The organism is Streptomyces lavendulae subsp. lavendulae, assembly GCF_002803845.1.
GTDB classification, from domain to species: Bacteria; Actinomycetota; Actinomycetes; order Streptomycetales; family Streptomycetaceae; genus Streptomyces; species Streptomyces lavendulae.
The window spans coordinates 6,789,595-6,812,651 of record NZ_CP024985.1; the positions used below are offsets into that span (position 1 = coordinate 6,789,595).

At 73.1% G+C, this 23,057-nt stretch carries 19 protein-coding genes, 1 pseudogene and 1 riboswitch; of the genes and pseudogenes, 13 read left to right on the top strand and 7 right to left on the bottom strand.

Annotated elements, in window-relative coordinates; all coding sequences use genetic code 11:
- Window positions 1-48: 48 nt before the first annotated feature.
- The 4 genes from SLAV_RS30390 to SLAV_RS30405 form a co-directional block, all read right to left on the bottom strand.
- Window positions 49-684, bottom strand: coding sequence for a hypothetical protein (locus SLAV_RS30390; protein ID WP_100660993.1), 636 nt, complete (start codon window positions 682-684; stop codon window positions 49-51).
- A 9-nt stretch (window positions 685-693) separates the two neighbouring features.
- Window positions 694-1,371 carry a DUF5995 family protein gene (locus SLAV_RS30395; protein ID WP_051841158.1) on the bottom strand — a complete coding sequence of 226 codons (678 nt, stop codon included), beginning with the start codon at window positions 1,369-1,371 and terminating at the stop codon, window positions 694-696.
- Between the two features lie 76 nt (window positions 1,372-1,447).
- A complete protein-coding gene (locus SLAV_RS30400) occupies window positions 1,448-2,842 on the bottom strand; it encodes a uracil-xanthine permease family protein (RefSeq protein WP_030234182.1) in 1,395 nt (464 codons plus the stop codon).
- Window positions 2,843-2,920: 78 nt separating this feature from the next.
- Window positions 2,921-4,147: an MFS transporter gene (locus SLAV_RS30405; protein ID WP_051841159.1), complete on the bottom strand. Its 1,227-nt coding sequence runs from the start codon at window positions 4,145-4,147 to the stop codon at window positions 2,921-2,923.
- 55 nt (window positions 4,148-4,202) lie between these two features.
- Here SLAV_RS30405 and SLAV_RS30410 point away from each other — a divergent pair, with 55 nt between their 5' ends.
- The gene (locus SLAV_RS30410; protein WP_051841160.1) at window positions 4,203-5,363 is read left to right on the top strand and encodes an ROK family transcriptional regulator; all 1,161 of its coding nucleotides are present in this window, start codon (window positions 4,203-4,205) and stop codon (window positions 5,361-5,363) included.
- A gap of 379 nt (window positions 5,364-5,742) precedes the next feature.
- On the opposite strand, the gene SLAV_RS30420 is transcribed toward SLAV_RS30410, so the two are convergent.
- Window positions 5,743-8,124 carry a chitinase C-terminal domain-containing protein gene (locus SLAV_RS30420; protein ID WP_030234188.1) on the bottom strand — a complete coding sequence of 794 codons (2,382 nt, stop codon included), beginning with the start codon at window positions 8,122-8,124 and terminating at the stop codon, window positions 5,743-5,745.
- A 301-nt stretch (window positions 8,125-8,425) separates the two neighbouring features.
- A riboswitch (FMN riboswitch) is annotated at window positions 8,426-8,555 on the top strand.
- Window positions 8,556-8,707: 152 nt separating this feature from the next.
- On the opposite strand from SLAV_RS30420, the gene ribD reads away from it, so the two are divergent.
- The 11 genes and pseudogenes from ribD (at window position 8,708) to SLAV_RS30475 (ending at window position 18,412) form a co-directional block, all read left to right on the top strand.
- On the top strand, window positions 8,708-9,847 hold the full coding sequence (gene ribD / locus SLAV_RS30425; RefSeq protein ID WP_078950465.1) for a bifunctional diaminohydroxyphosphoribosylaminopyrimidine deaminase/5-amino-6-(5-phosphoribosylamino)uracil reductase RibD: 1,140 nt from the start codon (window positions 8,708-8,710) through the stop codon (window positions 9,845-9,847).
- Window positions 9,848-10,486: a riboflavin synthase gene (locus SLAV_RS30430; RefSeq protein ID WP_030234191.1), complete on the top strand. Its 639-nt coding sequence runs from the start codon at window positions 9,848-9,850 to the stop codon at window positions 10,484-10,486.
- Window positions 10,483-11,136, top strand: a complete 654-nt coding sequence (locus SLAV_RS30435; protein ID WP_030234193.1) for a nicotinamide mononucleotide transporter family protein — start codon at window positions 10,483-10,485, stop codon at window positions 11,134-11,136. The genes SLAV_RS30430 and SLAV_RS30435 overlap by 4 nt, the downstream gene beginning before the upstream one ends.
- Window positions 11,133-12,434, top strand: a complete 1,302-nt coding sequence (locus tag SLAV_RS30440) for a bifunctional 3,4-dihydroxy-2-butanone-4-phosphate synthase/GTP cyclohydrolase II (RefSeq protein WP_030234195.1) — start codon at window positions 11,133-11,135, stop codon at window positions 12,432-12,434. The genes SLAV_RS30435 and SLAV_RS30440 overlap by 4 nt, the downstream gene beginning before the upstream one ends.
- 66 nt (window positions 12,435-12,500) lie before the next feature.
- On the top strand, window positions 12,501-12,986 hold the full coding sequence (ribH, locus tag SLAV_RS30445; protein ID WP_007262951.1) for a 6,7-dimethyl-8-ribityllumazine synthase: 486 nt from the start codon (window positions 12,501-12,503) through the stop codon (window positions 12,984-12,986).
- A 35-nt stretch (window positions 12,987-13,021) separates the two neighbouring features.
- On the top strand, window positions 13,022-13,300 hold the full coding sequence (locus tag SLAV_RS30450; RefSeq protein WP_030234197.1) for a phosphoribosyl-ATP diphosphatase: 279 nt from the start codon (window positions 13,022-13,024) through the stop codon (window positions 13,298-13,300).
- Between the two features lie 82 nt (window positions 13,301-13,382).
- On the top strand, window positions 13,383-14,231 hold the full coding sequence (gene hisG, locus SLAV_RS30455) for an ATP phosphoribosyltransferase (protein WP_030234200.1): 849 nt from the start codon (window positions 13,383-13,385) through the stop codon (window positions 14,229-14,231).
- A 52-nt stretch (window positions 14,232-14,283) separates the two neighbouring features.
- A complete protein-coding gene (locus SLAV_RS30460) occupies window positions 14,284-14,748 on the top strand; it encodes a PH domain-containing protein (RefSeq protein ID WP_030234203.1) in 465 nt (154 codons plus the stop codon).
- A 200-nt stretch (window positions 14,749-14,948) separates the two neighbouring features.
- On the top strand, window positions 14,949-16,310 hold the full coding sequence (locus SLAV_RS30465; RefSeq protein ID WP_030234205.1) for a hemolysin family protein: 1,362 nt from the start codon (window positions 14,949-14,951) through the stop codon (window positions 16,308-16,310).
- A pseudogene (locus tag SLAV_RS30470) lies at window positions 16,307-17,349 on the top strand (hemolysin family protein). Before SLAV_RS30465 ends, SLAV_RS30470 begins: the two are co-directional and overlap by 4 nt.
- Window positions 17,350-17,455: 106 nt before the next feature.
- Window positions 17,456-18,412, top strand: coding sequence for an IS481 family transposase (locus SLAV_RS30475; protein WP_100660994.1), 957 nt, complete (start codon window positions 17,456-17,458; stop codon window positions 18,410-18,412).
- A gap of 41 nt (window positions 18,413-18,453) precedes the next feature.
- On the opposite strand, the gene SLAV_RS30480 is transcribed toward SLAV_RS30475, so the two are convergent.
- Both SLAV_RS30480 and SLAV_RS30485 read right to left on the bottom strand, forming a co-directional pair.
- Window positions 18,454-20,421: an AAA family ATPase gene (locus SLAV_RS30480; protein WP_030240727.1), complete on the bottom strand. Its 1,968-nt coding sequence runs from the start codon at window positions 20,419-20,421 to the stop codon at window positions 18,454-18,456.
- 377 nt (window positions 20,422-20,798) lie between these two features.
- Entirely contained in the window at window positions 20,799-21,443 is a 645-nt protein-coding gene (locus tag SLAV_RS30485; protein WP_030240725.1) for a uridine kinase family protein, read from the bottom strand.
- Window positions 21,444-21,568: 125 nt separating this feature from the next.
- Here SLAV_RS30485 and SLAV_RS30490 point away from each other — a divergent pair, with 125 nt between their 5' ends.
- Entirely contained in the window at window positions 21,569-22,975 is a 1,407-nt protein-coding gene (locus SLAV_RS30490; RefSeq protein ID WP_030240722.1) for a C39 family peptidase, read from the top strand.
- The last annotated feature ends 82 nt before the right edge of the window (window positions 22,976-23,057 follow it).

A 23,057-nucleotide genomic window follows, 5' to 3' on the forward strand; every position in this document is an offset into this window, starting at 1 on the left:
CCATGGCCACGGGCCGCCCCCGCGCACGAGCGCGGCGGCGGCCCGTTCTCATGCCCGCCGCCCGTCCTCCAGGGCGCGCGTCCAGATCTGGTGCCTGCGCAGACGGTGGGCGAAGCGCACCTCGACGCGCTCCCGCACGTCCGGCAGCCCGGGCGGCCTGCGGCCCAGCCCGAGGCCGCACCCCGCGCACAGGGTGTACCTCCCGTACCCGTCCCCGCCCCACTCCACCGTCCCCCGGCCGGTCCCGCACACGGGGCACGCGCCGTCCCGGCCCTGGTGGCCTTCGAGGTCCCACCGCCCGCGCATCACCGAGGGCATCACCTCGACGAGCCGCCCGGCCGGATGGAACTCCGGGTCCGGCCAGAACAGCCACTGCGACGGCTGCGGCGGGTCCGCCCGCCGCACCCCCGCCCGCTTCTGCGCCCGCCGCCCGACCTGCCAGGCGGCGAGCTCCGCAAGCCACAGCCGCCGCGCCTCGTCGAGCTCCTCCACCGCCCGCACCAGCGACCCGGGGTCCTCGTCCAGGTCGCGCGGGATCCCCGCACTGCGGCACAGGTGGTGGTAGGTGGCGTAGAAGCCGTACGGGGCGAATTCCGTCAGGCAGGTGCGCAGTGCCGACAGCCTCCGGTACGGCGGGCGGGCGGAGTCGTGCACCCGGAGCCGGTGCGTCGCGAAACTGGCCATCCGCCGAGGCTAGAGGGCGTACGCCCCGGTCGCACGGGGTTTCAGGGGCGAGGGGGTGAGCAGGCAGCGGCCGACCAGGCCGACGCCCGCGTCGAGGGACTCGGCGAACTCCTCGGCCAGGTCGGGGGAGTGCCGCAGCGCCCACAGCAGGCGGGCCGCGGCCCAGGCCCCGGCCCGCGCCCGCTCCAGGCTCCAGGAGCCGATCAGGTGCGTCAGCGGGTCGGCGACCTCCAGCAGGTCCGGGCCCGGCATCAGGTCCTCCCGGATGCGCTCCTCCAGCGAGACCAGGGTGTCCCCGACCCGGTGGAAGTCGGCTTCGAGGGCCGCGGGCGGGCATTCCAGGGCGCGGCAGGAGGAGACCACCGCCAGGGCCAGGTCGTGCCCGATGTGGGCGTTGATCCCGGCCAGCGCGTGCTGGAGCGGCCGTACGCCCGGGTGGCGGCGGTACTGCAGGAGCGGGCGCCAGCAGGCCGGCGCCCGCCCGTCCGTCTCCACCGCCGCCAGGTACCGTTCCGCGAACCGCACGCCGAGCGTCTCGGCCCGGCGGGGCGCGGGGAGGCCGCCGTGGCCGATCCGGTGGTGCAGGGCCTGCGTGACCGTCAGGTACACCCGGTTGAAGACGGCCACGCCGTCCTGCGCGGGGAGCCGCTCGTCGAGGGCGCGCATCCGCGCGAGTACCGCTTCCATGCCGGCAGCGTCCCAGCCCGCGCGGCCCGCGCGGGGGACTTGGCCGCCCGCTTCGCCGGTTCGGGCGAAGCGGGCGTCAACGCGGCGTGTCCGGACCGCCCCGGTCGTCGTCGTAGCCGGAGGTGCCCGCGTCGAGGAGGGGCTCCTGCTTGAGGTGCGGCGGGGCGAAGTGGCGCAGCGCGTGGTAGCCGGTGATCACCACGATCGTGCCGAGCGCGATGCCGCCGAGCTCGAAGGTGTCGGTGAACTGCAGCTTGACGCCGCCGATGCCGATGATGATGCCCGCCGCGGCCGGCACCAGGTTCAGCGGGTTGCGCAGGTCCACCCCGCCGTTGATCCAGATCTGCGCGCCGAGCAGGCCGATCATGCCGTACAGGATGACGGTGATGCCGCCGAGCACCCCGCCCGGGATCGCGGCGACGACCGCGCCGAACTTGGGGCACAGGCCGAAGAGCAGGGCGAAGCCGGCCGCGGCCCAGTAGGCCGCCGTGGAGTACACGCGGGTGGCGGCCATGACGCCGATGTTCTCGGAGTACGTGGTGTTCGGGGGGCCGCCGACGGCCGTGGAGAGCATGGAGGCGGCGCCGTCGGCGGCGATGGCGGTGCCCAGCTTGTCGTCGAGCGGGTCGCCGGTCATCTCGCCGACGGCCTTGATGTGACCGGCGTTCTCCGCGATCAGTGCGATCACCACCGGCAGCGCGATGAGGATCGCCGACCACTCGAACTGCGGGGCGTGGAAGGACGGGAGGCCGATCCAGGGGGCCTGGGAGACGCCGGAGAGGTCGAGGCGCCAGTGGTCCACCGCCTCGGGGCCGCCCGTCGTCGAGTGGATCATGCCGAAGACCAGGTCGAAGATCCAGGAGATCGTGTAGCCGAAGACCAGGCCCAGGAAGATGGCGATCCGCGACCAGAACCCGCGCAGGCAGACCACGGCCATGCCCGTGAACAGCATGGTCAGCAGCGCCGTCCACTGGTCCTGCGGCCAGTACGTCGAGGCCGTCACCGGCGCCAGGTTGAAGCCGATCAGCATCACGACCGCGCCCGTCACCACCGGCGGCATCGCCGCGTGGATGATCCGCGCGCCGAACCGCTGGACGGCCAGCCCCGCCAGGAACAGCGCCACGCCGACCACGAACACCGCACCCGTGACGACCGCGCTGTCGCCGCCGCCCGCCCGGATCGCCGCGGCGACACCGACGAAGGAGAGCGAGCAGCCCAGGTAGGAGGGCACCCGGCCGCGGGTGGCGAGCAGGAAGATGACGGTCGCGATGCCCGACATCATGATCGCCAGGTTCGGGTCCAGGCCCATGAGGACCGGAGCGACGAAACTGGCGCCGAACATCGCCACGACGTGCTGGGCGCCGAGCCCGGCGGTCCGCGGCCACGACAGCCGCTCGTCCGGCCGCACCACCGCGCCGGGGGCGGGGGTCCGCCCGTCTCCGTGCAGGGTCCAGCGCACGCCGAAGCCCATGTCCCACCACTTCCGTTCCACCGGGTCGTCAAACAACGTGGCCGGCACGCCGGTACGACGTGACGACCAGCCGTTATATTACGGCTGGATAGAGGCGGGTTCGTCCCGATTCGCTGTGCCGGACGCCCCCGGTGCCCCCCTGCCGCGCAGTACGGCCGCGCCCGCGATCAGGGCGAACGCGAGCAGCGTGACCAGTGCGAAGGAGACCACGAGCGAGGTCGCGTCCGCTACCGCGCCGATCGCCGACGGTGCGATCAGCCCCGAGGTGTACGTGATCGTCGCGACCCCCGCGATCGCCTGCGCCGGGGCCGGTCCGCTGCGCGCCGCCGCCGCGAACGCCAGCGGCACCACCACCGCGATACCGAGCCCGATCAGCCCGAAGCCGCCCACGGCCGCGGCCGGATGGCGGACCGTCACCACCAGCAGCCCGCCCGCGGTGGCCAGGACGCCGCCCGCCCGGACCGTGCGCACCGCTCCGAAGCGGTCCACCACCCGGTCCCCGGCCAGCCGGGCCAGGGCCATGGTCAGCGCGAACGCGGTGGTCGAGGCGGCGGCCAGGCCCGCGTCGGTGTGCAGCACGTCCCGCAGGTACACGCCCGACCAGTCCAGGCTCGCGCCCTCGGCGAAGACCGCGCAGAACCCGACGAGCCCGATCAGCAGGGCGGACCGCGGCGGCAGCGCGAAGTGCGCGGGTGCCTCGGCGTCCCGGTCGCCGCGCACGTCGAGCACGCCCCGCGCGGCCACCAGCCCGGCCGCCGTCAGGGCGAGCGCGGCGATCAGGTGGTGCAGCCGGGCGTCGGCCCCCGCGTGCGCCGCGACCGTCCCGGCCGCCGAACCGAGCAGGGCGCCCACGCTCCACATGCCGTGCAGCGAGGACATGATGGAGCGGCCGAGACGGTTCTCGGTCTCCACGCCCAGCGCGTTCATCGCGACGTCGGCCATGCCCGCGGTGGCTCCGTAGACGAACAGCACGCAGCACAGCACCGCAAAGTCCGGGGCCAGGCTCGGCAGGACCAGGGAGAGGGTCCACAGCGCGAGCAGGCCGCGCAGGGCGTTGCGGGCCCCGAACCGGTGGTTGATCCGGCCGGCCAGCGGCATCGCGAGGGCCGCGCCGAGCGCCGGGAAGGCGAGGGCCAGGCCCAGGGTGCCCGCGCTGAGCCCGGCGTGTTCCTGGATCCAGGGGATGCGGGTGGCGAAGGACCCGGTGACGGCGCCGTGGGCGCAGAAGACCGCGGCGATGGCGAAGCGGGCGTGGCGCAGGCGCGCCGGGCTGGGGTCGGGTTCCCCGGTCGTGGACCGTGTCATGGGCGTAAACTATCAGGGACCCTTCCTGATGGTTAATGATTTCCCCCTCCTTAAGATGGGCGCCGTGACCCCTGCCAAGGTGCTGACCCCCGCCGCCAAGTCCCCCGCCTCCCCGAGCACGGCCCGGGCCATCAACGACCGCCTCGCCCTCGAACTCCTCCAGGAGGAGGGGCCGCTGACGGCGAGCCGGCTCAAGCAGCTCACCGGACTGTCCCGGCCCTCCGTGGCCGACCTGGTCGAACGGCTCGCCGAGGCCGGGCTGATCGAGGTCGTGGGGGAGTCCGGCGAACAGCGCCGCGGCCCCAACGCCCGCGTCTACGGGATCGTCGCCCGCCGGGCCCACCTCGCCGCCCTGGACGTACGGACCGACAGCGCGACCGCCGTGGTCACCGACCTGCTCGGCCGTCCGCTCGGCCGGACCGCGCTGCCCGTCGACGCCGTGGAGGAGGCAGTCGACCGGCTGGAGGCCCTGACCGCGCGGACGGGCGCCGGCGCCCTGCACACCGTCGTCGTGGGCGCCCCCGGCCTGGTCGCCCCGGGCGGCGGCGAGCTGCGCGGCACCGGCGCCCTGCCCGTCTGGCACCGGGACCTGGTCGCCGCCCTCCAGCGGCGGCTGCCCGCCACCGTGGTGGTGGAGAACGAGACCAACCTGGCGGCCCTGGCCGAGCAGCGCGCCGGAGCCGCCCGGGACGTGGACTCCTTCGTCCTGCTGTGGCTCGGCGACGGCGTGGGCGCCGCCGTGGTCCTCGACGGGCGGCTGCGCCGGGGGGCCTCCGGCGGGGCCGGGGAGATCGGCTTCCTCCCGGTCCCCGGGACGGCCGGGCTGCCCTCCGCCACCGCGTGCGACGGCGGCTTCCACGCCCTGGCGGGCAGGTCGGCGGTCGGGGCGCTCGCGCGGGAGCACGGCTTCCGGGGGCCGGTCGAGGAGGCCGTCGCCGGGGCCGCCGGGGAGGCCTTCCTGGACGCGCTCGCGGAGCGGCTCGCGCTCGGGGCGGCGGCCGTCGCGGCGATCCTCGACCCCGGCTGCGTGGTCCTGGGCGGCGGACTCGGCCACGCGGGCGGCGAGGCCCTGGCCGCCCGGGTGGAGCGCCGCCTCGCCGCCCTGAGCCCCGTACCGACCGAGGTCCGCGCCACCGCCCTCGGGGACCCGGCCGTCCTGGAGGGCGCCCGGCTGGCCGCCCGCGAAGCGGCCCAGTCGGTCCTCTTCGGCCCCTGACGGCCACGGCCCGACCGGCCGCCTCCCGGGGTCCTCAGCCCCGGGCCGCCGTGCGCCCTGCCAGGAACTGCGCGAACGTGCCCCGCCCCACCGCGTGGGCCGGGGCCAGGTGCCCGCCGCGCAGGAAGGCGGCGTACGTCCGGCCCGCCAGCGGCCCTCCTCCCGCAGCCGGGCGGCGAGCGGGGTGCCCAGGGTGCCGGTGCCGCCGGTGACGACGATGGTGCTCATGGTGTGCGGGTCCTTCCCGTCGGGGGTGCTCTCCCCCAGGGGACAGTCCGGCCCGCCGGAACGTGACACCCCGCGCCGGGGAGAACGGCGGCAACGTGCGAGGACCCGGTGGCCGCCGGGCCACCGGGTCCTCACGCCTCACCCGGGGGGATCAGCAGGCGCCCTGGTCCTTCCAGACGCCCCACTCGCCGGTGGTGCCGGGCTCCTCGTTCTGGGTCCACCACTGGGCCTTCCAGGTGTGGCCCTTGTGGGAGACGAGGCTGCCGCTGTTGTAGACCGTGCCCGCCACGTACGCCGGGCTCGTGCACGTCCCGCCCGGAGGCGTGGTGGGGGGCGTGGTGGGCGGCGTGGTCGGAGGGGTCGTCGGGGGAGTGGTCGGCGGGGTGGTGGGAGGCGTGGTCGGGGGCGTGGTGGTGCCCGGCTCCACGACCGTCGTGCCGCGCGCCAGGTCCCCGGCCAGGGCGTACGTGGTGCCGGAGATGTTCACCGTCCAGTTGGAGGGGGTGGACACCGGCAGGTAGTAGTTGAACGCCAGGTCGACGGAGGCGCCCGGGGCCAGCGTCTGCCAGGCCGGCAGCTTCAGCGAGACCCGCTGGAAGTCGCCCTTCAGGCCGCCGACGTTGCTGCCGCTGTGGCCGGTGGAGATCACCTTGGTGCCGAAGCCGGACTGGTCCGAGGCGTTGGCCGGGGCCGAGGTCCCGTAGTCGAACTGGAACTCCGTGCCGCCGGGCAGCGTGCTCTTCGTGTTGTTGGTGATCTTCAGCTTCGGGGTGATCGGGTAGTTGGAGTCGCCCAGCTTGAACTCGGTGAACTCCGTCTTGATGTCGACGGCCTGCGCGGGCAGCGCCGCGCCCGCCTTCTTCGCGCCGTACGGGGTGGCCGCCTTGAACTTGTCGTACATCAGGGAGGTGAGCGTGTCGCCCATCTCGTACTGGCCCTTGGCCGCGTTGTAGGAGTAGTCGCCGGCCAGCTCCCAGACCATCGTGCCGCCGATGCCCTTGTTCACCACGTAGTCGGCCTTGGCGGCGACGGACTGCTCGTCCTCCGTCGACAGGAAGACCTTCTTCTGCGCGTTCCACAGCCACGGCGCCACCAGGGTGGAGTCGTACTTGCGGGCGTAGGTGCCGGTCAGCGTGGTGTTCGCGGGGAAGCCGTACTTCGTGACGTAGTCGCCGACGACGCCCTTCTCCAGGTTCTTCGCGTGCCACATCGGGTTGGATCCCGCCGGGGACTCGATCCCGTTGGTGTCCAGGTCGTGCCAGAGGTTGTCGATGCCGACCGCGCCGTCACCGCACTTGGTCAGGCCCGCGCCGGCCGGGCAGGTGGTGGCCGGCGCCCGGCCCCACAGGCCGTCCGTGCCGCCCTGCACGTTCTTGAAGCCGCGGGTGTAGTACGGCAGGCCGATGTTGATCCGGCCGGACGGCATCGACCCGCGGAAGTAGTGGTAGGCCCAGTCGGTGTTCAGGTAGCCGGTGCCGCCGTACTGGGAGGTGGAGTAGACGCTCGCGGCGGCCAGCTCACCGTCCTTGCCGTCGTCGAAGAGCGAGGCGTTGGGGCCGACATACTCGTTCCAGGCGCCGTGCAGGTCGTAGGACATGATGTTGACGTAGTCCAGGTACTGCTGCATCTGGAAGGTCTCCATGCCCCGCAGCAGGTAGCCGGAGGAGGGGGCGGCGACGGAGAGCAGGTAGTGCTTGCCGTCGGCGGCGCCCGCGCGGTCGAGCCGCTCGCGCAGCGACTTCATCAGGGCCGCGTAGCCCTTGACCAGGCCGGCCCGGCGGGCGTTGGACAGCTGCCAGTCCAGCGGGTTGCCCGCGTCCTTCATGGTGGTCGGGTACTCGTAGTCGATGTCGACGCCGTTGAACCCGTACTTGCGGATGAACTCCACCGAGGAGTCCGCGAAGGTGTCGATGCCCGCCTGGTTGACGGAGCCGTCGGCGTTGGTGGCCATCGAGTAGAAGCCGCCCGACGCGACGCGGTTGCCGTCGTCGCCGAAGTAGCCGCCGGTCTCGGCCCAGCCGCCCACCGAGATCAGCGTCTTCACGTTCGGGTACTGCTTCTTGAATTTGTTCAGGAGGTTGAAGTGGCCCTTGTACGGGAGGGCCGGGTCCATCTCCGCGCCGGCGACGCCGGGCCAGGTCATCCCGGTGGCGGCGTTGTCCGCGTTGTCCGCGCCGACCGAGATCCTGTTGTCGGCCCCGACGTGGGCGAAGGCGTAGTTCAGGTGGGTGACCTTGGACCACGGTACGTTGTTGGCGAGGTAGGCGGGGGTGCCGTCCTTGCCCGTGCGCCAGCCGGTGAAGTATCCGATGACGCGGCGCTGGTGGTCGGCGCCCATCTTCTCGCGGCCTTCGGAGTCGTAGACCGAGCAGTACGGGACGTCCACGCCCGCGGTCTTGTAGAGACCGTCGGGGCGACAGCCCTCGTTGTCGGCGGCGTGCGAGACGCCCGTCGAGAGCCCGCCGGCCAGCAGTCCGGCGATCGCGGCGCCGGATGCCAGGAGCAGGGCTCTCGTACGTGTGGGGGACGGCATGGTGCCTCCTGGGGAGGGGAGGATGGCAGGACACAACTGCGGCAACAAGCAGGAACGTGGCGCTGGTTGGCCCGTGACGTGCGCACGTCGGCAGGCCGGCTCCCCGGGGAAGATGAAGGGAACGTTAAGAGGACTAGACCAACCCGTCAATAGGTCTGGACCAAAGCCGGATGCGGGGGTGTCCGACGGTGCGGGTGGCGCGAGTGCGGCGCTCAAGAACGGCTGGTTTGTGACCCAGGCCACAGCGCTTCACCCGCATGGCCCCCGATCCCCCGTGGCACACTGGCCGTAGTACCAGTAGCAGCGCACTCCGGGGTCGGTGTAATTCCGAACCGGCGGTATAGTCCGCGACCCGTCCGCATCCAGCGGCCGGTTGACCAGGTGAAATTCCTGGACCGACGGTTAAAGTCCGGATGGGAGGCAGTGCGCGGCGGGCCAGTCACCGGTACGCCGCCGTCGGCGGTCCATCGGCGTTTCCCCAGCGGAGACGTGTCGGACGGACCGGGTTTCCGGCCTCGGCGTCCCCGCGTGTGCTCACCCGCTTCATCTGTCGTATCCCGACAGGCCCCGGAGTCCGTGCCCGATGAGGCAGGAGGACCCGGTGGCGCACCACGCCGACGCGAACGCAAGTCCCGGCACCGACGTGCCCGCCATGCGGCGTGCCATCGAGCTCGCCGCCCGCGGCCTCGGCTCCACCAGCCCCAACCCCGTCGTCGGCTGCGTGATCACCGACCCCTCCGGCGCCGTCGTCGGCGAGGGCTGGCACGAACGCGCCGGCGGCCCGCACGCCGAGGTCCACGCCCTGCGCCGGGCGGGTGCGGCGGCCCGCGGCGGCACCGCGTACGTCACCCTCGAACCCTGCAACCACACCGGCCGCACCGGCCCCTGCGCCCAGGCCCTGATCGAGGCCGGCGTCACCCGCGTGCTCTACGCCGTGGCCGACCCGAACCCGCAGGCCAGCGGCGGTGGCGCCACCCTCCGCGCGGCGGGCATCAGCGCCGAGGGCGGACTGCTGCGGGCCGAGGCCGAGGCGGGCAACGCCGCCTGGCTGACCTCCGTACGGCTCGGCCGCCCCCACGTCACCTGGAAGTACGCCGCCACCCTCGACGGCCGCAGCGCCGCCGCGGACGGCACCAGCCGGTGGATCACCTCCGCCGAGTCCCGGGCCGACGTCCACCGGCTGCGCGCCGAGTGCGACGCCGTCCTCGTCGGCGGCGGCACCCTGCGGGAGGACGACCCGCACCTCGCCGTCCGCGGCGTCGAGGGCGCGACCCAGCCCCTGCGGATCGCTCTCGACACCCACGCCGGCCTGCTGCCCACCGCCCGCATCCTCGACGACGCCGCACCCACCCTGATCGTCGTCGGCGAGGACGCCGACACCCGGCACCTGCCCGGTGTCGAGGTGCTGCGCATGCCCCTGCACGACGGCCACATCGGCGTCCACGACCTGCTCGGCCGGCTGTACGCCCGCGGCGTGCGCTCCCTGTTCCTGGAAGGCGGACCCACCCTCGCGGGCACCTTCCTCCGGGCCGGGGCCGTCGACCGGGTCATCGGCTACCTCGCCCCCGCCCTCCTCGGCGCGGGCCCCGCCGCCCTCGCCGGCGCCGGCGTGGACACCATCTCCGACGCGGTGCGCCTCGACCTCACCGAGGCCGTCCGCGTCGGCCCCGATCTCCGCATCACCGCAGTCCCCACCGTCCGCACGCCCCTCAAGGAGCACTGAGTGTTCACCGGAATCGTCGAAGAACTGGGCGAGGTCACCGCCGTCGAGCAACTCGCCGAAGCCTCCCGCTTCCGCCTGCGCGGCCCCGTCGTGACCGAGGACGCCAAGCACGGCGACTCGATCGCCGTCAACGGCGTCTGCCTGACCGTCGTGGAGACCGCCGACGGCGAGTTCACCGCCGACGTCATGCAGGAGACCCTCAACCGGTCCAGCCTCGGCGCGCTGACCGCCGGCTCCCGCGTCAACCTGGAGCGCCCCATGGCCCTCGGCGGACGCCTCGGCGGCCACCTCGTCCAGGGCCACGTGGACGGCACCGGCGAGATCCTCTCCCGCACCCCTTCGGAGCACTGGGAGCTCGTCCGGATCGCGCTCCCGGAGAACCTTTCAAGGTACGTCGTAGAGAAGGGCTCTATCACTGTGGACGGCGTCAGCCTCACCGTGGTCGAGGCCGCCGCCGACTCCTTCACCATCAGCCTCATCCCCACCACCCTCGCGCTGACCACCCTGGGCATCAAGCAGCCCGGTGAGCCTGTCAACCTCGAAGTCGACGTCCTCGCCAAGTACGTCGAGCGCCTCCTCGCGGCCGGCGTGGACCCCCTGGCAGCGACCCCGAACGACACGGAGGGAACGGACCGGTGAGCGCCCTGACCTGGCTGAACTCCGAAGCCTTCACCGCCTTCGGCCAGAAGATCATCTGGTCGGACGCGATCGGCAACACCATGGGTCTGGCCGCCCTGGCCCTCGGCTGGCGGCGTTCCATATGGACCTGGCCGACCCAGTTCCTCTCCGGCGTCATCCTCTTCATCGCGTTCGCCGCCGGGCACCTCTCCGGCAACGCCGGCAAGCAGGTCGTCGTCATGGTGGTCGCCCTGTGGGGCTGGACGATGTGGAGCCGCGGCAAGCGGCAGGCCCAGGACGCCTCCCTGGCCGTCCGCTTCGCCACCTGGCGCGAGCGCGGCCTGCTCCTCGGCGCCGCCGCGGTCGGCACGCTGGCCGTCACCGGACTGTTCACCCTCTACCCGTGGATGTCCTGGAACCCGCTGCCGGACGCCTACATCTTCGTCGGCACCATCGTCGCCATGTACGCCCAGGCCAAGGGACTCGTCGAGTTCTGGTTCGCCTGGCTGCTGGTCGACGCGGTCGGCGTCCCCCTCGCCTTCACCAGCGGCTACGCCTTCTCCGCCTTCGTCTACGTGATCTACGGAGCCCTCGTGCTCTGGGGCGCCTACGACTGGTACCAGCGCTCGCGCACCACCCCCGCCCCGGCCCTCGAAGGAGCAACGGCATGACCCCCCTCAAGCCCGTGCCCGACGTCCCCGAATCCGGCCCGCAGGAGACCTTCCTCCTCGACCCCGTCGAGCAGGCCATCCGCGACATCGCCGCCGGCCGCCCCGTGGTCGTCGTCGACGACGAGGACCGCGAGAACGAGGGCGACCTCGTCATCGCCGCCGAGAAGGCCACCCCCGAGATCATCGCCTTCATGATGAGCGAGTGCCGCGGCCTGATCTGCGCCCCCATGGAGGGCCCGGAGCTGGACCGCCTGGAACTCCCGCAGATGGTCCGGCACAACACCGAGTCGATGCAGACGGCCTTCACCGTCTCCGTCGACGCGAGCGGCGCCCACGGCGTCACCACCGGCATCTCCGCCGCCGACCGCGCCACCACCCTGCGCCTGCTGGCGAACGGGACCTCCGAGGCCGGCGACTTCGTCCGCCCCGGCCACATCTTCCCGCTGCGCGCCAAGCCCGGCGGCGTGCTGGTCCGCAACGGCCACACCGAGGCCGCCGTCGACCTCGCCCGCCTCGCGGGCCTGCGCCCGGCCGGCGCCATCGTGGAGATCGCCGGCGAGGACGGCGTCATGCTGCGCCTGCCCGAGCTGATCCCCTTCGCCCGCAAGCACGGCCTGACGATCATCTCCATCGAGGACCTGATCGCCTACCGCCGCTCCGCCGAGCCGACCGTGCGCCGCGAGGCCGAGGTCAGCCTGCCGACCGCCGCCGGCGAGTTCACCGCGTACGGGTTCCGCTCCACCGTCGACGGCGTCGAGCACGTCGCCCTCGTCCACGGCGAGGTCGGCGACGGCGAGGACGTCCTGGTCCGGATGCACTCCGAATGCCTGACCGGCGACATCTTCCAGTCCCAGCGCTGCGACTGCGGCCCCCAGCTCCAGGCCGCCATGGCCCGCATCCAGGCCGAGGGCCGCGGCGTGGTCGTCTACCTGCGCGGCCACGAGGGCCGGGGCATCGGCCTGCTGTCCAAGCTGCGCGCCTACGAGCTCCAGGAGCGCGGCCGCGACACCCTGGACGCCAACCTGGAACTCGGCCTGCCCGCCGACGCCCGCGACTACGGGGCCGGCGCCCAGATCCTCGCCGACCTCGGCGTGCGCAGCGTCCGGCTGCTGACCAACAACCCCGACAAGTCCGACGCGCTCGTCCGCCACGGCATCGCCGTCAGCGGCCGGGAGCAGATGCCCATCGAGGCGGGCGAGCACAACCTGCGCTACCTGCGCACCAAGCGCGACCGGATGGGCCACGACCTGCCCTGGCTGGAGGGGGCCGTCCCCACCTCCGCCTGCGGCAACCAGTAACCACGTCCCGCACACCACGTCCCACACACCCCGTACCACCACCACGAAGAACCGAGGAGCAGAGCTGTGAGCGGCAAGGGCGCACCCGAACTGAGCGTGAAGAACTGCGGAGACCTCCGGGTGGCCGTGATCGCGGCCCAGTGGCACGAGAAGGTCATGGACGGCCTCGTCGACGGCGCCCTGCGCGCCCTGCACGAGCTGGGCATCGACGAGCCCACCCTGCTGCGCGTCCCCGGCAGCTTCGAGCTGCCGGTCGTGGCGAAGGTACTCGCCGGTCGCGGTTACGATGCCATCGTCGCCCTCGGAGTGGTCATCCGCGGCGGCACCCCGCACTTCGACTACGTCTGCCAGGGCGTCACCCAAGGCCTGGTACAGGTGTCGATCGACACCGGAGTCCCCGTCGGCTTCGGCGTCCTGACCTGCGACAACGATGAGCAGGCGCTGGACCGCGCCGGACTCGAAGGGTCGAACGAGGACAAGGGGCACGAAGCGGTCACCGCCGCCGTCTCCACCGCCATGACCCTGCGTACCGTCAGCGAACCCTGGCGCTGAGCGTCGGCGCGGGACCCCTTATTCTGAGGACCATCATGGCGAACACTCCCAAGACCTTCGAGGAGCTCTTCACCGAGCTCCAGCTCAAGGCCGCCAACGGCGACCCCAGCACCTCGCGCACCGCCGAGCTCGTCGGCAAGGGCGTCCATGCCATCGGCAAGAAGGTCGTCGAGGAGGCCGCCGAGGTCTGGATGGCCGCCGAGTACGAGGGCAAGGAAGCCGCCGCCGAGGAGATTTCCCAGCTGCTGTACCACGTTCAGGTGATGATGGTGGCGCGCGGGATCTCCCTCGACGACGTCTACGCGCACCTCTAGGCCGCAGCTCCTCGCCGCGGGTCCCGCGCCCGCACGCCCACGCACACCTTTCGCATCCACGCCACGCACCAAAGGAAGCCCCATGCTGCGCATCGCCGTCCCCAACAAGGGTTCACTCTCCGGACCGGCGTCGGCGATGCTCCATGAGGCCGGCTACCGCCAGCGCAAGGAGTCCAAGGAACTCGTCACGGTCGACCCCGACAACGAGGTCGAGTTCTTCTACCTCCGCCCGAAGGACATCGCGATCTACGTCGCGTCGGGCAAGCTCGACATCGGCATCACCGGCCGCGACCTGCTGCTGGACTCCGGGGCCAACGCCGAGGAGATCCTGCCGCTGAACTTCGGCCGGTCCACCTTCCGCTACGCCACCAAGCCCGGCACCGCGAAGGGCCCCGAGGACTTCGGCGGCATGACGATCGCCACCTCCTACGAGGGCATCGTCGCCAAGCACCTCGCCGACCAGGGCATCGACGCCTCCGTCGTCCACCTGGACGGCGCCGTCGAGACCGCCATCGAACTCGGCGTCGCGCAGATCATCGCCGACGTCGTCGAGACCGGCACCAGCCTGCGCAACGCCGGCCTGGAGGTCATCGGCGAGCCGATCCTCAAGTCCGAGGCCACCGTCATCCGCCGCACCGGCGCCGGCACCGACGACCCCAAGGTCGCGCAGTTCCTGCGCCGCCTCCAGGGCGTCCTCGTCGCCCGCAGCTACGTGATGATGGACTACGACTGCCGCGCCGAGCACCTGGAGCGCGCCGTCGCCCTCACCCCGGGCCTGGAGTCGCCGACGATCTCCCCGCTCCACAACGAGGGCTGGGTCGCCGTCCGCGCCATGGTCCCCGCCAAGGAAGCCCAGCGGATCATGGACGACCTGTACGAGCTCGGCGCCCGTGCGATCCTCACCACCTCGATCCACGCCTGCCGGCTCTGACCCGTACGCCGTTCCGATCCGTACGCCCCCTGCAGAAGGCATCACCAGCACCATGAGCGAGTCCGCCGCCCCGTCCGCCCCGCCCGCCCTGCCGGTCACCTTCCGGCCGACCCGCACCCGGGCGGTGCTGCTGGGCGTCGGGCTCGCCATGTTCGCCACGATCACCGCGATCGCGCTGCTCCTGGAGAGCCTCAGCCCCGGCGAGCGGGTCAGCTTCGTCGTCACCGCCGCCCTGATGGCCTCCGTCCTCGTCCTGCTCAGCCGCCCCAAGGTGGTCGCGGACGAGACGGGTGTCACCGTGGTCAACCTGACCACCACCCGCCGCCTCGAATGGCCGCAGATCCTGCGGGTCAACCTCCGCCCCGGCGACCCGTGGGTGTTCCTGGACCTCAGCGACGGCACCAGCCTGCCCGTCCTCGGTATCCAGCCCGGCATCGCCCGGGCCCGCGCGATCGAGGACGCCCGCGCCCTGCGCGCCCTCGCCGAGAGCAGGGGAACCGGCGCCACCGACCACTGAGCCCGCCCGGTCTCGTCGCTGCGTCCCATTGCGGCCGCGATCTCAATGACTACCCTGGTGGCGGGGCGCCCACGTGCGCCCTCCCACACGCCCCGGGACCCCGTGGCCCGTGGGCACCTTCGACCAGAGGAGTGACTCCCTCCAGCAATGGACGGATCGTCCGGTAGTATCCGCGCCGCCCTCCCCGCGGAGGCGGCGGCATGACCATCCCGCTACTCCTGCTCGTGGCGGCCTTCGCCCTGATCCTCGCCAACGGTTTCTTCGTGGCGGCCGAGTTCGGCCTCGTCACGGTCGAGAGACCCGAGGCCGAACGGGCCGCGGCCGAAGGCGACCGCCGTGCCCGCACGGTCGTCGAAGCCCTCCGGGAGCTGTCCTTCCAGCTCTCCGGCACCCAGCTCGGCATCACCATCACCTCGCTCGTCGTCGGCATGCTCGCCGAACCGGCCCTCGCCGCACTCCTGTCGGGGCCCCTCGCCGCGACCGGCCTGCCCCGCGGAGCCGTCCCCGGCGTGGCCGTCGTCCTCGGCATGCTGCTCGCCTCCGCCGTCCAGATGGTCGTCGGCGAGCTCGTCCCGAAGAACTGGGCGGTCTCCCGGCCGCTCCAGGTGGCCCGCTTCGTGGCCGGCCCCCAGCAGGTCTTCTCCCGGGCCTTCCGGCCCGTCATCGCCGCCCTCAACGCCGTCGCGAACCGCCTCGTACGGGCGCTCGGCGTCGAACCCGCCGAGGAGATGGCCTCCGCCCGCACCCCCGGCGAACTGGTCTCCCTGGTCCGCCATTCGGCCCAGGCCGGCGCCCTCGAACAGGACACCGCCGACCTCTTCGTGCGGACCCTCTCGCTGGGCGAGCTCACCGCCCAGCACGTCATGACCCCCCGGGTGAAGGTCAGCGCCCTCCAGCACACGGCCACCGCGGCCGACGTGCTGAACCTGACCCGCGCCACCGGCCTGTCCCGCTTCCCGGTCTACCGCGAGCGGATCGACGAGATCACCGGCGTGGTCCACCTCAAGGACGCCCTCGCCGTACCCGAGCCGGAACGCTCCCGCACCACCGTCAACCGCATCTGCGTCACCCCGCTGCTGGTGCCCGGCTCCCTGCCGGTGCAGCCCCTGCTGGAACGGTTGCGCAGCGAACAGCCCATGGCCGTGGTCGTCGACGAGTACGGCGGCACGGCCGGGGTCGTCACCCTGGAGGACATCGTGGAGGAACTCGTCGGCGAGGTCCGCGACGAGCACGACCTCGCCGAGGACGGCAGCCCCGAACTGGCCGCCGTGCCCGCCGAGGACGGCCGCCCCTCCTGGGAGGCCGACGGCAGCTGCCGCGTCCACACCCTGCGCCGCATAGGCCTGGAGGTTCCCGAGGGCCCCTACGAGACCGTCGCCGGCCTCGTCGCCGACCTGCTGGGCCGGATCCCCGCCCCCGGGGACCGCGCGGAGCTCCCCGGCTGGAAGCTGTCCGTCCGCCAGGTCCGCCGCTACCGGGCCGAACGCGTCCGGCTGGTGCGCACCGCACCGCTCGGCGCCGTCCCGGCCCCGGCCGAACCCGAACCGGCGGGCCGCCGGTGAACGCCCTCCAGCTCCTCTTCGCCCTGCTCCTCGTCCTGGCCAACGGCTTCTTCGTCGGCGCCGAGTTCGCGCTCGTCTCCGTGCGCCGCAGCCAGATCGAGCCCCTGGCGGCCGGCTCCAAGCGGGCCCGCCAGGTGCTCCACGGCTTGGAGAACCTGCCGCGCATGATGGCCGCCGCCCAGTTCGGCATCACCATGTGCTCGCTCACCCTCGGCGCGGTCGCCGAGCCCACCGTGGCCCGGCTCCTGGAACCCCTCTTCGAGACCGCCCACGTACCGGAGGGCCTGGTCCACCCCCTCGGGTACGCCGTCGCCCTCGCCGCCGTGGTCTTCCTGCACCTGGTCATCGGCGAGATGGTCCCGAAGAACCTCGCCATGGCCGCCCCCGAGCGGACCGCCCTGTGGTTCAGCCCCGGCCTGGTCGCCTTCGCCCGCGTCTGCGGGCCGGTGACCAGCGCCCTGGGTGCCTGCGCCGCGCTCGTCCTGCGCCTGTTCAAGGTCGAACCCAAGGACGAGGTCGAGGCCGTCTACACCAGCGCCCAGCTCGGCCGGCTCGTCGAGGACTCCCGGCAGGCCGGACTCCTCGAACCCGTCGAACAGGAACGCCTGGAGGACGCCCTCGAACTGGGCAGCCGCCCGGTCACCGACGTCCTGCTGGCCCCCGGCCGGCTCGTCACCGTCGGCCCGGCCGTCACCCCGCGCCAGATCGAACAGCTGACCGTGCGCACCGGCTACTCGCGCTTCCGGTCCGCTCCGGCACCGGCGCCTTCATGGGCTACCTCCACGTCAAGGACGTCCTCGACCTGGAGGACCGCGAGCGGGCCGTCCCGCAGCGGGTGTGGCGCCGGATGACCACCCTGTGCTCCACCCTCCCGCTGGACGACGCCCTCAGCGTCATGCGCCGCGACGCCACCCACCTGGCCCAGGTCGCCGACCCGGCCGGCCGGGTCCTGGGCCTGGTCGCCCTGGAGGACGTCCTGGAGAAGCTGGTGGGCGAGGTCCGCGACCCCGCCCACCGCACCTACGCGCGCAGCGCCTAGCTGTATTGATCACGAGCGTTGTTGACACTCGGTGGGTCTTGAACATGACGAAGACCTCCGGTGTGGTGGGAGCTGTCTAGGAACCCATTGCACAACGGAGGTCTTCGTGTCCCACCGTAATGCCCGGCTGACCGTCTTCGGTAGGCGCCTGCTGGTCGAGCGGGTCGCTTCGGGCCGCCCGGTCGCGCACGTGGCCGCCGAGATGGGCATATCTCGGGCCACCGCACACAAGTGGGTGCGCCGGTGGCGGGACGACGGCCCGGCCGGGTTGCACGACCGCTCCAGCCGACCTCGCACGACCCCGCACCGGACCTCGGCCGAGGTCGAAGCGAGGGTCTGCGACCTGCGGCGGGCCCGCAAGCTGGGCCCCGCCCGGATCGGCCCGGTCCTTGGCCTGCCCGCCTCGACCGTCCACCGAATCCTGACCCGGCACGGTCTGAACCGGCTCTCGTTCATGGACCGTCCCACCGGCACCCTGATCCGCCGCTACGAACGCGAGAAGCCCGGCGAGCTGATCCATGTCGATGTGAAGAAGCTCGGCCGGATCCCCGACGGCGGCGGCCACAAGGCCCTGGGCCGGCAGGCCGGCCGTGCCACCCGCAACGGGATGGGCTTCGACTACGTCCATTCCGCGGTCGACGACCACTCCCGCCTGGCCTACAGCGAGATCCACCCCGACGAGAAGGTCGCGACCTGCGCGGGGTTCCTCACCCGCGCGGCCGCGTTCTTCCACCACCACGGCATCACCCGCATCGAACGGGTCCTGACCGACAACGCCTGGGCCTACCGCAAGGGCCTGGCCTGGAAGACCGTCCTGGCCCACCTCGGCGCAAGCGGCAAACTCACCCGCGCCTACCGGCCCCAGACCAACGGCAAAGTCGAACGCTTCAACCGCACCCTGCTCGACGAATGGGCCTACCTGCGGCCCTACACCTCAAACGACGAGCGGACAGCAGCCCTGGCAGACTTCCTCCACACCTACAACCACCACCGCTGCCACACCGCCCTGGGCGGACACCCGCCCATCAGCCGCGTAAACAACCCTGCGGGTCAATACACCTAGCGCCCGCGCACGGCCACCGTCCGGAGCGCGGTCCGGGCCCCCTACACCGTCGGGGGCTCGGACCGTCCCGGGCCGTCGGGGCCGCGCCCCGACAGGACCTCCCCGTACGCCTGCATCAGATCGGCCAGCCGCAGCGTCGCCAGGTCGTCCCGCGAGGGCTCCCCGGCGAACCCCGCCAGCCGCAGGTCCCGGTACGCGCAGCTCTTCTCGTACAGCGTCCGCAGGAACCGCCCGTTGCCGAGCTCGTCGATCCAGCCCTGCTCCACCACGTGCCCGCTGACGCTGCGCAGCTCCTCCAGGGCCTCCTCGTCCCACCGGTCCCCGTTCGCGTCGGCCAGCACCCCGCCGATCGCCGTCAGCTCCGCGGGACGGTAGCTCGGGAAGTCCACCCGGGTGGTGAACCGGGAGGACAGCCCCGGATTGGCGGCCAGCAGCCGGTCCATCCCCGCGGGGTAGCCGGCCAGGATCACCACCAGGTGGTCCCGGTTGTCCTCGGCCCGCTTGAGCAGCACCTGGAGGGCCTCGTCCCCGTACGCGTCACCCTTGCTGTAACCGGAGTTGGAGAGGCTGTACGCCTCGTCCACGAACAGCACCCCGCCGATCGCCGAGTCGATCAGCTCGTTCGCCTTGACCGCGGTCTGCCCCAGGAACTCCCCGACCAGATCGGCCCGTTGCGCCTCCACCAGGTGGTCGCCGCCCAGCAGGCCGAGCGCGTAGAACACCCGGCCCAGGATCCGGGCCACCGTGGTCTTGCCGGTGCCCGAGGGCCCCGAGAAGACGAAGTGCCGTTTCGGCGGCTGCACCGGAAGCCCCTGGGCCGCCCGCAGCCGGGCCATGTGCAGCTGCGCCGACAGGGCCTTCACCTGCCGCTTCACCGGCTCCAGGCCCACCATCCGCTCCAGCTCGGCCAGCGCCTCCGCCAGCGCCTGCGGGTCGGCGGGCCCGGTCGGCAGCCCCGGCGGGGCGCCCTGCGCGGGCAGGGACACCTTGTGCCGTACGCCGTCCGCCCGTCCCGAGCCCCCGCCGGGCGGCCCGAACCGCTGGTCCACCGGCTCCCCGGGCGTCGGGGGATCCGGGTCCACCTGCCCGTCCGCGGCGATGTCCTGCACGGGCCCGCCGCCCCCGCCGCCCCCGCCCAGTGCCACCGCCGTGTAGTCCCCGCCGAGGGAGGACAGCCCGTGTCCGGCGAAGCCCTCCGCGCTGTGCCCGCCGTAGCCGGCGAACCCGGCCATGTCGTCCGGGTCGCTGCTGTCCGCGATGGCCGTCAGCCGGGCCGCGGTGTCCATGAACGCCGGGTCGACCCGGTGCACCGCCCGGTACAGCGGCAGGGCCGCCGCGCTGCGCCCCGTCCCCTCGTGCGCCCGCGCCAGCCAGTACCGCAGTTCCTTGCGCTGCGGCTGCTCGCTGCGGCAGCGCATCAGCGCCGCCGAGAGCATCGGCTCCGCCTGCCCGTACATCTCCAGCCGGACCCGGGCCATCCCGCCGAAGAGCCCCGCCTCGATCCCCAGCAGCGGATCGTCCACCAGCGGCTCGGTCTGCCGTACGAGCTGGTCCCAGTCCTTGACCAGGTAGGCCCGGCAGGCGTGCAGGAAGCGGACCTGCGGGTCGGTGTCCACCGGCGGCAGGGCGGCGAGCGCCTGGTCCAGCTCCGGGACGTGCCGCCCGTCCAGCCAGTGCGAGGCGTGGGCCAGCAGCAGGTCCCGCCGGCTCTCCAGCACCGGCTGCACCCACCAGCCCAGCCAGTACCAGGAGTTGAGGGTCCGTCGGTGCCGGGCCCGCTGCTCGCCGAAGCGGTCGCGGTGGGCGTACATCCGCAATAAGGCGTTGGTCGTGTCCACCCGCAGCGCGTGCAGGCCCAGCCAGGCGTCGGCCATGGCGGGATCGAGCCTGACGGCCGCCCTGAACTCCTCCTCGGCCTGCGGGTACGCGCCCATCGTGCAGGCGTCCACCCCGCGCAGCCAGGCGAGTTCGGCCGGGGCGTGTGCGCTGCCCGGCATGCCGAAGTCCATCACATCCCCCACAAGCCAGCCCCGTGGTGCGCGGAACACTCCGTGCCGCGCACATGAGTTGTCCACCCCGCCGATGAAATCAGGGCTGCATCGTACCCGCGGTGACGCACCTTACCCAGGGTGCGGTGGGTACGGGTCGTAGGCGGGCTCCCGGGGCGCCGGGTGACTCAGGGTGAAGGGGGGCGGCCGGAACGGCGTGCGCCGGGCCCCCGCGGAGCCGGACCGGGGCAGAGCGAAGCCCCCGATCACGGGGGAACAATCGGGGGCTTCGCGTCCGCGGCGGCCTTCGCAGACCGCGCATTCAGAACGTAAGGCCGTTCGCGGGGCCCGGTCAAGCGGCTCGGAGCAGGCCCGCGAGGGCCGCCGCGCGAGGGCGCTCAGGCCTGGGGGAGTTCGTCACGTTCGGTGACGGACGCGCCGGTTCCGGAGGTCGCAGAGGCCCCGGAAGTCCACTCGTATCCCGTACCACTCTGGTGTACCAGAGTGTCCGCGAAGGGGCGCGAAGGGTCGTCGGAGAAGTGCGCGAGCTCCGCGCGCTCCCACCCGTCCCAGAAATCGGAGAGTTCGCGCCCGTCCCGCGCCCTGCCCCTGCCCCAGGACTGCTCCCGGGGGGTCTCCATCCACAGCAGCCGCGCCAGGTGCGGCCGCAGCGCCCGCCGTCCGGCCCCGACGCCCTCGACGAGCAGCACGGGCGCCGGCTCCAGGACGCGCGGGGGCCCGAAGCGGCGCTCCACCCAGTCGTACGGGTCCCAGTGCGCGGCCCGGCCCGCGGCGAGCGGCTCCAGCACCTGGGAGCGCAGCCGGCCGGGCCAGCCGAAGGGTTCCTCGTGGGTGGCCACGTCGTCCAGCCGCAGCACCGGCGCCCCGCCCAGGGCCGCGGCCAGCCGCCCGGCGAAGGTGCTCTTGCCGGAGCCGGCGTGTCCGTCGATCCCGACCAGCCGGACCGGTCCGAGGGAGGGGGGCAGGGCGGCGAGCTCCCGCGCGAGCGATTCGAGCGATTGGTGTGACTGGTGTGGCTCCACCCGGCCAGGGTACGGCCCGCCCCGCGGCACCCCGCGACACGGCCCCGGGGCTTCGCCGCCGCACGGCCGGGAACTGGAAGGGTGGACGAGCCGACCCACCGCTCCGACCCCTGGGGGCCACGCAGATGACCGCACCCACCCCGCGCCGGGCCCTCCTGGCCGTCGCCCTCGCCGCCGCCACCGCGGCCACCCTGCCCACGGGCCGCGCCGCCGCCACTCCGGACCCGGGCCCCGACCCGGGCCCCGACCCGGTCCCCGGCCCCGGAGCGGACGCCCCGGCCGCGGGAGGAGCGCCGGTCCGGCCGGTCGACAACCGGTTCTGGTACGCGTACGGCCACTGGCAGGCGGGCACCCACGGCGGCACCACGGCCGTCCCGGGCGCCCGCCCCGGCCTGGAGATGGCCGCCGCGGCGGGCCGCACCGAGTACACCGACCCCCACACCGGGCGCCGGGCCGCCTGGGAGCACGCCACCTGGACCTCTCCGCTGCACCGCTCCGCCGTCCCCGCCACCGAGGTGATCGCCTCCTGGAACGCCCGCACCCCGGCCGGCACCTGGATCCAGACCGAACTGCGCGGCACCTACACCGACGGCACCACCACCCCCTGGTACGTGATGGGCCGCTGGGCCTCCGGCGACGGCGACGTCCGCCGGACCTCCGTCGACGGCCAGAGCGACGGCCGCAGCACCGTGTGGACCGACACCCTGGCCGTGGACCACCCCGCGACCGGAGTGCGCATCTGCGCCTGGCAGCTGCGCGTCACCCTGTACCGCAGGCCCGGAGCGAGCCGGGGCCCCACGCTCTGGCTGGCCGGCGCGATGGCCTCGGACGTCCCCGACCGGTTCACGGTCCCCGCCTCCACCCCCTCGGGCACCGCCCGCGAACTGGAGGTGCCGCGCTACTCGCAGGAGGTCCACGCGGGCCAGTACCCGGAGTACGACAACGGCGGCGAGGCCTGGTGCAGTCCCACGTCCTCGCAGATGATCGTGGAGTTCTGGGGCGGCAGGCCCGGTGCGGAGTCCCTGTCCTGGGTCGATCCCGCGTACGCCGATCCCCAGGTCTGCCACGCTGCCCGCGCCACCTACGACGCCGCCTACAAGGGGTGCGGCAACTGGCCCTTCAACGCCGCCTACGCGGCCACCTACCCGGGCCTCGCCGGGGTGGTGACCCGGCTCGGCTCCCTGGCCGACCTGGAGACCCTGGTCCGGGCCGGCATCCCGGTGATCACGTCGCAGTCCTTCCGCGCGGAGGAACTGACCGGCGCGGGCTACGGCACGGCCGGCCACCTCATGACGGTGATCGGCTTCACCGCCGACGGGGACGTGATCGCCAACGACCCCAACTCGCCCGACAACGCCTCCGTCCGCCGGGTCTACCGGCGCCGCGAGTTCGAGAACATCTGGCTCCGCACCAAGCGCCACGACGCCGCGGGCAAGACCCGCTCCGGCAGCGGCGGCATCTGCTACCTCTACGGTCCGGCGGCGCCGGGCCGCGACCGGACCGCCGCTCTGAAGGCGGTCGGCGTGCTGTGAAAATCCGGCCCCTCCGCAGGGCTTAACGGGTCGAATCTGGGCATAAAGGCCGTGTAAGGCTTCTCATAGGAGGCAGCCCACC

Coding starts and splice junctions, on each gene's coding strand:
- ribD (WP_078950465.1), top strand. CDS start 8,708: ATGAGGCAGGAGGACCCGGTGGCGCACCACGCCGACGCGAACGCAAGT.
- SLAV_RS30480 (WP_030240727.1), bottom strand. CDS start 20,421: ATGGACTTCGGCATGCCGGGCAGCGCACACGCCCCGGCCGAACTCGCC.
- SLAV_RS30420 (WP_030234188.1), bottom strand. CDS start 8,124: ATGCCGTCCCCCACACGTACGAGAGCCCTGCTCCTGGCATCCGGCGCC.
- SLAV_RS30405 (WP_051841159.1), bottom strand. CDS start 4,147: ATGACACGGTCCACGACCGGGGAACCCGACCCCAGCCCGGCGCGCCTG.
- SLAV_RS30460 (WP_030234203.1), top strand. CDS start 14,284: ATGAGCGAGTCCGCCGCCCCGTCCGCCCCGCCCGCCCTGCCGGTCACC.
- SLAV_RS30410 (WP_051841160.1), top strand. CDS start 4,203: ATGGGCGCCGTGACCCCTGCCAAGGTGCTGACCCCCGCCGCCAAGTCC.
- SLAV_RS30450 (WP_030234197.1), top strand. CDS start 13,022: ATGGCGAACACTCCCAAGACCTTCGAGGAGCTCTTCACCGAGCTCCAG.
- SLAV_RS30465 (WP_030234205.1), top strand. CDS start 14,949: ATGACCATCCCGCTACTCCTGCTCGTGGCGGCCTTCGCCCTGATCCTC.
- SLAV_RS30400 (WP_030234182.1), bottom strand. CDS start 2,842: ATGGGCTTCGGCGTGCGCTGGACCCTGCACGGAGACGGGCGGACCCCC.
- SLAV_RS30395 (WP_051841158.1), bottom strand. CDS start 1,371: ATGGAAGCGGTACTCGCGCGGATGCGCGCCCTCGACGAGCGGCTCCCC.
- SLAV_RS30440 (WP_030234195.1), top strand. CDS start 11,133: ATGACCCCCCTCAAGCCCGTGCCCGACGTCCCCGAATCCGGCCCGCAG.
- hisG (WP_030234200.1), top strand. CDS start 13,383: ATGCTGCGCATCGCCGTCCCCAACAAGGGTTCACTCTCCGGACCGGCG.
- SLAV_RS30390 (WP_100660993.1), bottom strand. CDS start 684: ATGGCCAGTTTCGCGACGCACCGGCTCCGGGTGCACGACTCCGCCCGC.
- SLAV_RS30490 (WP_030240722.1), top strand. CDS start 21,569: ATGACCGCACCCACCCCGCGCCGGGCCCTCCTGGCCGTCGCCCTCGCC.